This is a genomic window from Paenibacillus xylanexedens (genome assembly GCF_001908275.1).
Classification (GTDB): Bacteria; Bacillota; Bacilli; order Paenibacillales; family Paenibacillaceae; genus Paenibacillus; species Paenibacillus xylanexedens_A.
Genome location: NZ_CP018620.1, coordinates 6,008,150 through 6,023,292, shown reverse-complemented (window position 1 = coordinate 6,023,292; position 15,143 = coordinate 6,008,150). Strand labels below are relative to the sequence as shown.

Here is a 15,143-nt window from a genome sequence, read left to right as displayed (position 1 = left end):
ATTAGTCATGAGGAGATGACACAATGTGATAGAAGGTAAACTGGATCCGAGTAATGTAACCAATATTATACCTCTTACCCCATTGCAAGCCGGTATTCTTTACGAAATGCAATTAACAAATAAAGAGGATCTTTATATCGAACAGCTATCAATTACTTTTGAGGGCGAACTCGAATTGAATCGTTTTCAAGTGGCATGGAATTATGTGATTCAAAATAATGAAGCTTTACGTACTGTGTTCCGATGGGAGCAGTTAAAAAGTCCAATACAAATCGTACTAAAAGAAAACAAGATTTTAATACAAGAAATTAGTCTTATGTCAGAACACATAATTGATCAACAATCTGAGTTGGAGCAAATTCGGCGAAGGGACCTTCAAACTCCTATTGATATAACAAAGTCATGTCATCGCATGACTGTATACCGATTAAATGAGTCGGTCTTTGAAGTCATTTTTACATTCCATCATATAATTTTAGACGGTTGGAGTACGGGCATTGTTATTAATGAGTTACTTCAAGCCTATAAAAATCAACTGTCACAACCGGTGATAAAGGCCCAGTTTAGTAGTTACATTCGACATATAACTAATGATAATTTAATAGGAAAAGAAGTGCAAAAAAAATACTGGCAAAATTATTTACATGATTATGTCAGTACTGCGGCATTCCCTAACTTAAATGAGGGAGCTAAGGGGAAGGGAAAATCTCAATTAGAAATGATCATCCCCGATCACGTTATCCAGCAATTAAAGAAGATAACAACGAAATATCATGTTACACCTGCAGCAGTTTTTTATTCTGTCTGGGGCCTATTGCTACAAAGATTTGCTGGAACAAAGGATGTTATCTTTGGTACGACGATATCAGGTCGTCATATCGCACTAAATGAAGTTGAGGAAATCGCTGGTTTGCTTATCAATACACTTCCGTTGAGAATAAAAACGGAAGGTAGCATGCCGTTTTATAGCACTATTCAATCTGTTGGAGAACAGTTGAAAGAAAGGGAGCCCTTCTCCAACACTCCTCTATACGAATTGACTAAATGGTTAAATGCGGACAAAGGGGAACCTTTGTTTGAATCAATTATTGTTATAGAAAACTACCCATTATTCATGGAAGAAGTCCAGCAGACAGAAGAGTTGCAAGTCGTCTCATACAACATGCATGAAACTACCAATGTGAAAATAATGGTAGAGATTCTCACCTTTGACCAATGGAAGATAAGATTTCTATACGATAATTCTGTGCTTTGCGATGATACAATAGAGCTGATCAGCAAATATTTTAATTGCATACTGGAAGAAGTTATTTATCAACCGCGCAATGAGGTCGCCAACCTTCCACTGATGAATTATACCGAAGCTGATACTAATGTACAATTGGCTGAAAAATTCATCCCTGAGATGTTGCAAGATGGGGTTCATAAATGGATAGAGAATTGTGCCGCGAAATATCCAGATAAGATTGCTTTTGTATGTGAGGAGTCTAGCTTAACTTACTCACAGTTAAATGCAAAAGCCAATAAAGTGGCATCGTTACTTAGACAACAAGGGGTAGGGAAAGAAGATATTATCGCCATTCATATGGAGCGTTCCTCAGAACTTATGATTTACATTCTCGCTGTCATTAAAGCTAATGCGGCTTTTCTCACATTAGATACAAGGTTAGCGGTTAAAAGAATCGAGGTTATGTTAAATGAGAGCGGTGCCAAGTTTTTAATATCCTCACTCTCCAACTTTGAGGAGATTTCTTTTTCAGGGAGAAGAGTAACTCCATTTCTCGAACCTGAACTTATTAAGGAGTCTAGTTTGAATTTGGATTTGCCTTTTCATCCTAATCAACTGGCTTATGTTTTCTTTACATCGGGTTCAACAGGTAGGCCAAAGGGCATTCTGATTGAACATCACAGTTTAACTAATTTTATTTCCGGATTTTGCGAACAAGTACAATTCCATAATTATTTTAAGATTATTTCTATCACTAATGTTTCTTTTGATCCATTTATTACAGAAACGCTATTGCCTTTATCCCAGGGAATGACTGTAATTATGGCTACGGAGGAACAATGTGCGGATCCACAATTAGTCAATGAATTAATTGTAAAGTACGAAATTGAGGTTATTCAATCCACCCCTTCAAGAATGATTTCATTCTTAGAAAGTAGTATATCAACCAAAGCGCTTGAGTACGTTAAACTGATTCTGATTGGTGGGGAAAGTTTCCCACAAGCTCTATTAAACACTCTGCGAACAAACACCATGGCACGCATTTATAATATTTATGGACCTACTGAAACAACCGTCTGGTCATCTGTCATGGATGTTACTGAGCGGGATGTTTGTATTGGGCCTCCGATTCATAATATGACCTATATGGTATTTCACCCAGACTATAAATGGTCCTTACAGCCAGTTGGAATGATCGGAGAAATTTATATTACAGGTTCCGGTTTAGCTAGAGGCTATGCCAATAGAGATGATTTAACGAATCTGGCTTATGTAACCAGTCCTTTTAAACCAGGAAAACGTATGTATAAAACAGGAGATCTTGGCAGACTCAACGTGGATGGCACTATTGAGTTTTTAGGACGTAGAGACTCGCAAGTTAAAATCCGTGGTCATCGTATTGAGTTGATGGAAGTAGAAAAAGTGCTGAATCGTATTTCAGCTATTCGGCAAGGAATCGTTATGGATCAAATCAATATTGACGGTGACACATACTTATGTGCCTACGTTACTCTGAACCTTATGGGGGCAGAAACTGAAGAGGCAATTCGCGAGCAGTTGTTGGACTATTTGCCTGGCTACATGATTCCCGAGAAAATAGTTGTGATGGATGAGCTACCTCTTAATTTTAATGGGAAAGTGGATAGAAGTAGGTTGCCTAAAACAATATGGACGAAGCCAACGTCTGATGAGATAGATTTACCTGAGACGGTACTTCAAGTTAATCTAATAAATTTATGGAAAGAAATTTTAAATTGCGAATATTTAGGCATTCACGATGATTTTATGAGATTAGGCGGACATTCGTTAAAGGCAGCTGCTTTATCTAATCGACTACGTAATGAACTCCATATTCATGTGCCGATCCAGGATATTTTCAACTTTCCAACTATTTCTCAACTCTCTACCCAAATTTATCGCTTGCAGGAACAAAAGAAGATTCAGGATGTAGAAGAACAGGTTCTGCAAGTAAGGCCAGAGGTTCGTAGTCGTTCTGTAACACCTGCGCAAAAAAGATTGTTCGTTATACATCAGATGGAGGAATTTCAAACGGCATATAACTTATCAGTTGCTTATTCTATAGAAGGAATTGTTCATCATCAATTGATTGAAGATGCAATTAAAGTCCTAATTAATCGACATGATTCATTAAGAGCCTCGTTTGAAATAGAAAATGGTGAAGTGTATGCCACATATCACAATGAAGTTCCTTTTAAATTACATTCTGAGCACGCAGAAGAAAGTGATTTCGAGTCACTATTTCATGCCTTTCAGAGTAGTTATGATTTACAAGTACCGGGACTTCTAAGAGCAAAGCTATTGAATTTTAGTAATCATAAGTATGGATTGATGTTGGAAATTCATCATATTATTGCAGATGGAACTTCGATTTCCATTTTGATGAAGGAGTTCATTGATCTTTTGCAGGGGAAGGGGCTGCCTAGCGTTCCTACTCCTTTTAGTTTCTTCAACCAAAAGCAGCAGGAATATTGGTCATCCGATCAATTCCAACAAGATGAATCATACTGGTTGAAATTATTTGAGAAGTCAGTTCCAGTTTTAAATTTGTACACGGATGAGCAGAGACCGCTAAGCCCACATTATGAAGGTGAAACTTATAGTTTTACGATAGACGATTTATATAAGAAGAGGTTAAGCGGGTTTTCACAATCTCATCGTGTAACCTTGTATGCATTGTTGCTAAGCGCTTTTAAAATTTTGCTGCATAAATATACCGATCAGTCGGATATCGTAGTTGGTATGCCAGTATCAGGTAGGGTAGCAACTGAATTCGATAGTACGATAGGGATGTTTGTAAACACTTTGCCTGTACGTTCCCATCTTTCCAACAAGGTTAAAGTAATTGATTATATCCGAGAGGTTCAGACAAGCATTTTTTCAGCTTTAGAACATCAGCAATATCCATTGGAACTGCTAATAGACAAACTCCATTTGCAGTTTGATAGGAATCGACATCCGCTTTTCGATACGTTATTTGTTATGCAAAACAGCGACTATGAGGTTGTAACACTTAAGGAATTAACTCTCAAAAAAGAACCTTATTATAGTAAAATTGCAAAGTTTGAATTGGCAATGGAAGTACTTGAGCAGGAAAAGGGACTAACTTTCTTATTAGAATACCGAACTAATTTATTCAATCGGGATTCTATTATTCGCTTCACAGAGTGTTATCGCGAACTGTTAGGGAATATGCTCGATCAGTATGAGGTGAGTTTAAAAGAGCTGGACTTTGTGCCAGCAGAACAACGTGAGGTTGTATTAAATTTTTTGAGTCCAGCCATTCCTGATATATCTAATGTATGCATACATGAAAAATTTGAAAGCAAAGCGGCAAAAACACCGGACGCGATAGCGATTTCCTACAATGATATTTCGTATTCTTATAAAGAGTTGAATCATTACGCGAATCGACTTGCTTGGCATTTTATAGATCAGGGTGTCAATAAGGGAGAGACCGTGGGCATCATTCTAGACCGTAGTCCTTTGATGTGGATATCCATTATGGCTGTACTAAAATCGGGCTGTGCTTACTTACCGATTCAACCGGATTGTCCACAAGACAGACTTCAATTTATTGTCAAGGATAGTGGTTTGACACTCATAATTACTCAAGAAAACTATGTGGATACTATCAATAGTTTGTGCCAAGTAATTAATGTATCCAATTATGAACAATCGTATCAGGAAGATTTGTCGCACAATCTAAATATAAAAATGGATCCTACGGAATTGGCTTATGTGATCTATACATCCGGTTCCACTGGTGTTCCCAAAGGGGTGCAAGTAGAGCATCAAAATGTAATGAACATACTGCAGGAAATGAATCATCTATATCCTCTTACTGCTCAAGACGCATATTTATTAAAGACAACATACACGTTCGATGTGTCAGTGATGGAATTGTTCGGATGGTTTTCAGGAGATTCAGGTAGGTTAGTTATCCTGGAAGAGGATGGGGAAAAGGATCCCTACTACATTTATCAAATGATTGAAAAGCATCGGGTTACCCATTTAAACTTTGTACCTTCAATGCTAAAAGTTTTCGTTGAATCGATAAAAAATAACTCAAACAAGTTGAATCAACACAATTTGAAATATGTGTTCTCCGCAGGAGAACCGTTAACATCTGATATCGTGCAAGTCTTTGCTCAAGTATTCCCTGATGTTTGTTTAGAAAATGTGTATGGTCCTACTGAGTCAACTATCTATGCAACTTACTATTCACTGAAGGGCTATGCAAATTTCAATACTAATAAAATTCCGATTGGACGTCCGTTTCCTAGTATTTATGCTTATATTGTTGATTCCAACAACCGAATCCAACCAATTGGGGTACCCGGAGAATTAATACTAGGTGGAGCGGGGGTAGCAAGAGGATATATCAAGAGACCTGAGTTGGATGATCTAAAATTCAGCCAAAATCCCTATGGAAAAGGGAGGTGGTATAGAACAGGTGATTTAGCTAGATGGACTGCTTCTGGACATATTGAATATTTGGGTAGAATGGACACTCAAGTGAAGCTAAGAGGTTATCGAATCGAGTTGGAGGAAATTGAGAGTTGCATTCAACAATACAAGATTGTGAAAAAAGCAGTTGTTACACTTCGTGAGGAAGAGGGAGTCGATCCATATCTTGCTGCATACGTAGAATCAACTGAAGAATTCTCTACAGTAGAGCTTACGAATTATTTAAGAGAGAGGTTGCCAGCTTACATGGTTCCTCTTTCAATAACGATCATGGAGCGTCTACCCCTCATGGATAGTGGTAAATTAAATCGAAATATGTTACCTCAACCAGTATTCACTCGAGATAGCTTATCTCAAAAGTATGAACAACCAGTAACAGATACGGAATTGTTCCTGGTGAGAACCTGGCAAGAGCTTCTCCCGTATTCCTCGAATATCGGAATAGACGATAGCTTCTTTGATCTTGGCGGCAATTCATTAAGGATTGTCCAAATGAAAGAGAGGATTGAGCAACAATATCCAGCTAAACTAACAGTAGCGGATTTGTTTACTCACAGGACCATTAGAAACATTTCAATGTTTATTGATAAACAGGGGGATACAGAGCAAAAAATTGAGTTGGTTAGTGTAAGGATGCCTGAGCATTATTTTGTTCGCGATATTGTAGGGAAATCAGAATATGATTCGTTTTTTATTCAGCTAACTTCGGAAATGGTAACCGAACTTGTTAACGCTCGCAAAACAGTGGGATACGATGAAAATGTCATTTTTACAGGGGTTTTTTCTTACTTGCTTTCCCAGTTGCAAACCACGAGTGTTATTTGGTTATACCTAGTTGAAACACAGGGGCGTTTTTCTGGGAGAAAATATGATTTATCTAAAATAATGAGTATTGAAGAGTTGTTCCAGTATTCTCATGTATTATTAAATTCTCCACCTGCTATAAACATTTTATGGCGTGACCTGAATAAATCATTTAATAGATTTCAACATGAAGGGGCTACCCCTCTTCTTACCTTTGAGTCGGTTCCTATCCATATGCTGTTAAGGATATTTGATTTCATCTGTTATTGGGAGTTTACGGAAGATAGGGTCGCTTTACATTGTCATTTTGACAAGAATTTCTTGAACCGTGAGAGTATGAAAGAACTCATGCTTATGTATGTAAGGCTATTGGAAAATGCGGTTATACCAAAAAATAATTAATTCAATATAAAGGAAAGGAGTCCGATTAGAATGGAGTTTAATTCAGCAATTAAAGGCTTGGAGCTACATTCGTTAAGTAGTTCAAGTATAAAGGTGCAGGAACAGGCGTCTATTTCTAACAGAGATATCGCAATCGTAGGAATGAGTTGCATGTTTGGAGAAAGTTTAAACAAAGAACAATTTTGGGGATTTTTGCACGAAGGTAAAGATATGATTAGAGAGTTACCGCTTAATCGTCACAAAGAGATGACGAGCTTACATCAAACACTGAATCTCTCAGTTAGCAAGGAGGCATTAGCACAAGAAGCTGGCTTTTTAGAGAATATTAGTTCATTTGATAATGAATTCTTTAATATTTTGCCTTCAGAGTCAAAATTAATGGATCCACAACAACGACTGTTCTTACAGAATGCGTGGCACACGATTGAGGATGCGGGATATTCAAAAGAAATTAAGGGCACTCGAACGGGTGTGTTTTTAGGCTATGGCAGTGACTTTAGAGAAGAATACAAAACATTGATCATGCATGCTGCACCAGACCTGTATGAGCGCTCGATACAAGGCAATTTGAGGTCTATTATGGCCAGTCGAATTTCTTACTTATTGGACTTGAAAGGCCCTAGCATGGTAGTTGATACGGCATGTAGCTCATCTCTAGTCGCAGTTCATTTGGCATGCAAAAGCATCCGCTCGGGGGAAAGTAATATGGCGATTGCAGGTGGAATAGATGTCCGCTTAGTCCTTCCCCGCTTGCAAAATGTTGATATTGGAATTCTATCTTCAAACGGTAGGACGAGAAGCTTTGATCGTGACTCTGATGGTTCTGGAAGCGGCGAGGGAGTTGGATCAGTGTTGTTAAAACCACTGAAACAAGCGCTGAAAGACAGAGATCATATTTATGCGGTTATTAAAGGTTCGGCAATCAATCAAGATGGGAAGTCCATGGGAATCACAGCACCTAATCCGGTCGCCCAAGAGGAGGTTCTAATTGATGCTTGGAATGATGCCCGAATCGATCCGTCGACAATTTCATATATTGAAGCGCACGGATCTGGAACCAAGCTGGGGGATCCAATTGAGCTAGATGGACTATCGCGAGCTTTTAGTAGATTCACCGATAAAAAACAATTTTGTGCTATCGGTTCTGTAAAGTCAAATGTTGGTCATTTAGGCAATGCTGCAGGTATCGCAGGGCTTGTTAAATCGGTGTTAGCTATGCAGCATAAGAAAATTCCTGAGTCTTTGCATTTTCATTATCCAAATACAAATATAGATTTTGCCCAGTCTCCAATTTATGTGAATAATTATTTGCAGGACTGGGAGGTCGTAGGTGAGGACTTGAGAAGGTGTGGTGTCAGTTCCTTTGGAATGAGTGGAACGAACTGTCATGTTGTGTTGGAAGAATGGCTCGAACCAGAAACTGCGCCCCAAAATGCTGCAAGTGAATATTACATTTTCATGATTTCAGCTAAAACATTTTCATCTTTAACGCAAACACTAAAAAATTATCAACATAATAAAAGTTATCGAGAATTCAGAATCGCAGACCTAGCTTATAGCGCATCTGTTAGAAAAGAGCATTACCCGTATCGAATGGCATTTGCAGTGAGAAATTCTGAGGAATTGTACTCGAAACTACATGCATTTGGTGATAAAGACCGGCTAAATCCAAATTTAACAAACGTAGGTTATTTCAAAGTAGTGCCTGAGGATAAAGATTGCCGATCAAATGGAGAAATCACGCTAGTTGAACAGCAGAAGTTAAGCCAACAATTGGTACTGAAATTGAATGAGTTCATTCAATCTGGCGCCCGTGACGAGAGTCTGGCTAATGAGGCAATATCGCTTTATCTAAGTGGGGCAGACGCTGACTGGAATATCCTGTTTAACAAAAACGAAAGATGGATTCCGCTGCCTGCATATTCGTTTGACCAATCGAATTACTGGCTTGAATTATCTGACGAGACAGCTAACTTAACAAGTATCTCAAAGGTGGAGTGCAGCATGTTAGCTAACAGCCCATCATCAAATATTAAGAAGAATAATTTTACAGAAGAGCGATTTCTAAAAGTTCTATCACAGATCCTTGGAAAACAACCGGATCAAATTGATGTGTTTACCGACTTTTTTGAGATGGGCATGGACTCCATTTTACTTGTCCACTTAATGAATGGGGTTAAAGATGAGTTTAATCTTGATTTGCAATTAAGCCTTCTTTTTAGCGAATTATCATATCCATACAAGCTGATTGAATATTTGGAGGTTCATGCAGAGGACAGATATAGAAAGGAGATTAATCTTCCAACTAACTCTGCTAAAAAAAGTAGTATAACAATAGAAGGTGGCCATTTGTTAGACAGCTTGTCTGGAAATAGATCTTCTCTTGAGAATATCATACAAACCCAACTGCAGATTATGGCTGAGCAATTAAAGGTTCTAGGGAATTTGGAAGGGGAGAAATTGTCTGGAAGTCAAATGAGCATCAGCAACGCTCAGTCTATGCAGCCATTAAATAAACCCTACGTGCCTTTTCAAAAAAACGATATCAATTTTCCAAATAGAAAACTTTCTACTTATAATGAGCAGTTACAGAAGTTCAGTGAAGAATATACAGCTCAAACTAGTCATTCTAAACAAATGGCTCAGCGTTACCGTGCTCAATTTGCAAATAATAGGAACGTAGCTGGGTTTAGGCCGAATTATAAAGAAATGTTGTATCCTATCGTTGTTCAAAATTCGAAAGGTTCCAAAATATGGGATATAGATGGGAAGGAATACATTGATCTTTCCATGGGGTTTGGCGTCAACTTGTTTGGTCATAATCCTCCATTTATTATGCACGCGATTCAAGAGGAATTAGGACATGGCATTGCTCTTGGTCCGATGTCCAGACTAAGTGGCGAAGTAGCTTCACTGATATGTGAGCTCACCGGGGTGGAGAGGGTTGCTTTCTTTAATTCAGGAACGGATGCCAATATGGTAGCACTCCGGCTGGCTAGGGCATATACGAACCGTTCAAAAATTGCAATATTTGCTGGATCTTTTCATGGGACGTTTGACGGTTTATTGGGGAGGCAACGGATGAGTGGAAATGAGGTTCATCGTGCGGTTCCGATTGCACCAGGAATCCCAGCAAGTATGATGGAAGATCTGCTCGTCTTGAATTACGATGATCCGCAGTCTTTGGATCTTATTGATCAATATGCTGATCAGATAGCGGCTGTTTTGGTAGAGCCTGTTCAAAGTAGGAGGCCCGATGTACAACCAAACTCATTTTTACAAAACTTAAGAAACATTACGCGAGAAAAGGGAATAGTTCTTATTTTTGATGAAGTAATCACAGGTTTTAGGATTCATCCCGGCGGGGCTCAAGCTTGGTTTGATGTGCAGGCCGACCTTGTAACGTATGGCAAGGTTATTGGAGGAGGCATGCCAGTTGGTGTTGTGAGTGGAAAAGCACCAATCATGGATGGAATCGACGGAGGTTATTGGGCGTATGGAGACGATTCATTTCCTCAGAATGAAAGTAAACGAACTTTTGTTGCCGGAACTTTTTGTCATCATCCTCTTGCAATGGCCAGTTCGCTTGCAACACTGAAATATTTAGCAGGTGAAGGGCCGGCGCTACAAGAACAATTGAATCGAAGAACAGAAAATCTGATTAGGGAGATTAATCAATATTTTGAAACGCACCAAATCCCTATTCACGTGGTATCTTTTGGGTCACTGTTTAGATTTCAATCGAGCGAAGACTTAGAGTTCTTTTACTACCAATTGATTCATGAAGGGATATATATATGGGAGGGACGTAATTGCTTCTTGTCTACCGCGCATTCCGATGAAGATATAGCAACTATCATTAAAACAGTAAAACGGAGTTCTGAGTATCTCAATCCGAACATCATGGTAGAGACAGGAGAAAAAAACGTTTATGAATTAACTTCTGGACAATCAATTATGTATCTTGAGGAAACTCGGAATGGAAAAGGAATCAAATACAAAGTTCCAGGTTGTTTACTCATAGAAGGGCCTCTTGACTATAGCAGGATTAATGAAGTAGTCGTTAGTCTAATTGAGCGGCATGACGTGCTGCGAACATCGTTCCAACTAGTTGAGGGAAGACCTGTTCAAATCGTGCAAGAGAAGATTGAGTTTGAATTAGAGGTTTTCTCGAATCTTACGGAACAAGAAGCAGTAGAGACATTCTATCGTCCTTTTAATTTATCTAAAGCACCGTTATTTAGAATTGGTATTACTGAATTAGAGCATAATCGTAGCTTGTTTATGATAGATTTTCATCATCTCATCTCAGACGGATTGTCTGTCGTAATTTTTCAGAAAGAGTTTATGGAGTTATACCAGGGTAGGCAATTAGAGCCTGTAGAGTGGCAATACAAAGATTTTGTGCGTTGGAACAGTCAACACATGTTATCTCCTGAGATGAATGAACATGAACAATACTGGCTTGCTCAATTAGGAGAAGATCCTCCTGAGCTTCATTTCCCTACAGATTACAAGCGTAGTGAATTATCTCTCTGCGATGGAGAAAAGTTGGTGTTTATCTTGAATAGTACGGTCACCAAAAAAATCAAAGAACTAGCCCGTACTTCCCATACCACACTGTTTATCGTTTTACTCGCGATGTATAACGTTGTACTCTCAAAAAGTACGGCGCAGGAAGACCTTTTAGTTGGTACCTCTGTTATGGGGCGTTTACATCCCAAGACTGATAAGGTTATGGGCATGTTTTTAAACTTTCTGGTTCTGCGCAATCAGTTTGTATCAACGAATACTTTTAACCAGTTTTTGGAACAGGTGAAGAGTAATACAGTAGAAGCATACGCCCATCAAAGTTATCCCTACCATAAACTTGTAGAAAAGCTTAAGAAAAAAGCAACGAATATTTTCAATACGATGTTTGTGATGGATAATTACCCTTCTACCCAATGGATATCCGATGAGCTAACTGTAACTGGTTATCCTTTAATGCAAGTGCCATCCGTTCTTGATTTTCATGTAGAGGCGTTGGAAGTATCTGACGAGATTCAGTTGTCTCTAATTTATGCAAAGGCTTTATTTCATGGTGATACAATGGAGCAATTTGGAAGAAATATGGTTCAGCTATTTGAGTACTTAGCTGAAAACCCTGATGTTAGGTTATCTAAAGCTGGAAGTAGTGATGATAATTTAGACAAACAGTTAGAGGAATTTATGTCGGATTGAGACATGTAGAGATCCATATTAATGAAGAGGTGACCAATACCATTGTGTGGGATATGTGGAGTATATGATGTTCAATTTCAGAGCAGGGCAGAGTACTTGATAGTTTCTAACATGATAGACAAACTAAAGCATAGAGGTCCTGATGGGACAGAAGTTTATGCTGATAATTGTGTTGGGCTAGGTTTTAGCCGCCTTAGTATCATAGATTTAGAAGGCGGGATGCAACCGATTTGGAATGAAGATCGAACCATTGTGATGGTTTGCAATGGAGAGATTTTTAACTATAAAGAATTAAGATTAGCGTCACAATCAAAAGGTCACATCTTTCGTACTAATACAGACGTAGAGGTCATCATACATTTATACGAAGAACATGGAACTTCGTTTTTAAATAAATTAAATGGACAATTTGCCTTCGCCCTGTATGATTTGAAAGAAAAAAGAATGTTTTGCGCTCGCGATCAAGTTGGGATTGCACCGTTTTATTATACGTTCGTTGATGGCATGTTTATTTTCGGTTCCGAGATCAAAGCCATTTTAGAACACCCTTCTGTCGGTAGAGAAGTTGATCTTGTAAGTTTAGATCAAATATTAGCTTTGCCTAGTATTGTGAGCCCTAGAACAATATTTAAAAATATTAGTAGTCTTCCAAGTGGTCATTATATGACTATCTGTGAAGGGGCTTCACCCCAAATTTATGAGTACTGGGATCTTATATATCCGAAACTTGATGAAGCTCTCCCATTTCGCACGGAAGCAGAGTATATAGAGAAGGTCGATGAATTATTGACTAAAGCTGTTTCTATGCGGTTGCAATCCGATGTGACTGTAGGAATGTATCTGAGTGGGGGCTTGGATTCCTCTATTATATGTTCCAAAGTAATAGAAATCTCCTCAAGTCCCCGGACAGCATTCTCTGTAGATTTTGCAGCTGAAGATTATTCCGAATCTAGGTTTCAGCGTATTATGATAGATCATCTAAAATTAGAACATGTGGTTGAGTTGTGTGATGTCTCGCGGATAGTAGATGGTCTTTCCAGTGCTGTTTATCATGCCGAGTGTATATTGAAAGAAACCTATGACACAGCCTCATTGTTATTGTCGAATGCAGCAAGGAAGAATCAGACCAAGGTTATCTTAACAGGTGAGGGTGCTGATGAGTTGTTTGCAGGTTATATGAGCTATAAATTCGATAAGATAAGAAATAAATCCGGAAATGTGTATCAGAATGATGAAAAAGAAAATATTTACAGACAAAAAATGTGGGGTAACAAGCATTTTTTTTACGAAAAATATTATGCTCAAGACGAAGTTAAGCGACGCCAACTATACTCAAGTCGTATGAACGAAAAATTTGAAAGTTTCAATTTTATTGATTATCCAATTATCAACTCAAAGCGTATACAAAATATAGATCCTTTGCACCAAAGATCCTATGTTGATTTTAAAACGAGACTACCCGACCATTTGTTGTCAGATCACGGTGATCGGGTTACATTTGCTAACTCTGTTGAAGCGCGTTATCCTTTTTTGGACAAAGATTTAATCGAATATGTCAGACTCATGCCTACTAATATGAAACTTAAAGGGATGGATGGAAAGTATACATTGAAGATGCTTGCGGAATCTTTAGTTCCTAAGGAAATCATTAAAAGACCTAAAACCCCCTTTGCTGCACCAGGTAGTCCAGAAATACTGCGCTATAAGTCAGAACATATTGAGTCAATTTTGTCATACGATACAATTAAACGGCAAGGATATTTTGATCCTGATCAAATTGAATCATTGAAAAAAAGGTATTCCTCGGATTCCTTTAGGTTGAAAGTTCCATACGAAGAGGATTTACTTATGCCCGTCATTACATTCGGAATGCTAATTGAACAGTTTAAGTTACCTGATTTATAACTAAAAAAATTTATAGTATTTAAGAATAAAACGATTAAATAGAAAGAAGGTCGGAACAAATGGAGTTCTGTTGGGCTCTGCCAGTCACATCAAATAGTGGTGATTATAAGGGATTAATGGACACTCTGCTCAAACAGACGAAGGCGGCTGAGCACCATGGGTTTGATTCAGTGTTAGTCGCAAGTGTACCTAATACATTTGATCCTTGGATTATGGGAACATTTTTAGGCTTTGAGACCTCGAGAATTCGTTTATTAGTGGCGCAAAATACAAATCATATGCTACCAACCTACACAGCAAAGGCTTTAAATACATTAAATGTACTATTGAATAATCGGATCGACATCAATATTGTTACTGGAAGTTCTTCTATAGCACTGGCAAGAGATAGTAGACCAGAAAGTCATGAAGCTAGATACAGAAGAACTGGGGAATTTACACATATAATGAGTTTATTGAGAGATGGACTCACTTCTTACGACGGGGAGTTTTTTGGGATAGCAAACGCTGATATTTATCCCAAGGAAAGTACGGATCAGAAGGCGCGTTTGTTTGTAGGTGGCAGTTCAGCTAACGCAATTAACGTCGCAGCTAAATATGCGGATTATTATCTTATGTATGCTTGCGATTATTCAACGATAAAAGATCAGTTTGATCATGTTACAAAGACTTCTTTCCAATATAATCGACAAGTTAAAAAAGGTGTTTTGGTAGATGTTATTGCCCGCGACACAACGGAAGAAGCATGGGAGGCTGCTAATAAGCTTCTTCATGAGACCCCTAAAGCCTATAAAATGTTAACAAAATATTATACCAGTACTGCTGATTCTGTGGGTCTACAACGTTATAGAAATCTTGATTCATCAAACAATTACGTCATTGACGAGTTTTTGTGGGCGGGGTTAAGTCAAATTAACCCTTCTGTCTCTGTATCCATTGTCGGAAGTTATGTGGAAGTTATTCAAGCTCTTAACAGATTTAGTGAAGCTGGAGCTGAATACATACTGTTGACTTCTATGTTAAATGATAATGAGGTTGAAAGGATTGGAACTCACATACTTCCTCATTTCAAATGAGTACGGCTTGCTTGCTA

At 38.3% G+C, this 15,143-nt stretch carries 4 protein-coding genes; all 4 read left to right on the top strand.

Going from position 1 to position 15,143, the window contains the following annotated elements:
- Positions 1-25 precede the first annotated feature (25 nt).
- The 4 genes from BS614_RS26200 (at position 26) to BS614_RS26185 (ending at position 15,126) form a co-directional block, all read left to right on the top strand.
- Positions 26-6,922, top strand: a complete 6,897-nt coding sequence (locus tag BS614_RS26200; protein WP_074096098.1) for a non-ribosomal peptide synthetase — start codon at positions 26-28, stop codon at positions 6,920-6,922.
- Positions 6,923-6,952: 30 nt separating this feature from the next.
- Complete coding sequence (locus BS614_RS26195; protein ID WP_074096097.1) at positions 6,953-12,145, top strand: aminotransferase class III-fold pyridoxal phosphate-dependent enzyme; 5,193 nt, start codon at positions 6,953-6,955, stop codon at positions 12,143-12,145.
- Between the two features lie 96 nt (positions 12,146-12,241).
- Complete coding sequence (gene asnB, locus BS614_RS26190) at positions 12,242-14,050, top strand: asparagine synthase (glutamine-hydrolyzing) (RefSeq protein ID WP_244898203.1); 1,809 nt, start codon at positions 12,242-12,244, stop codon at positions 14,048-14,050.
- A 59-nt stretch (positions 14,051-14,109) separates the two neighbouring features.
- Positions 14,110-15,126: an LLM class flavin-dependent oxidoreductase gene (locus tag BS614_RS26185; protein WP_074096095.1), complete on the top strand. Its 1,017-nt coding sequence runs from the start codon at positions 14,110-14,112 to the stop codon at positions 15,124-15,126.
- Positions 15,127-15,143: the final 17 nt, after the last annotated feature.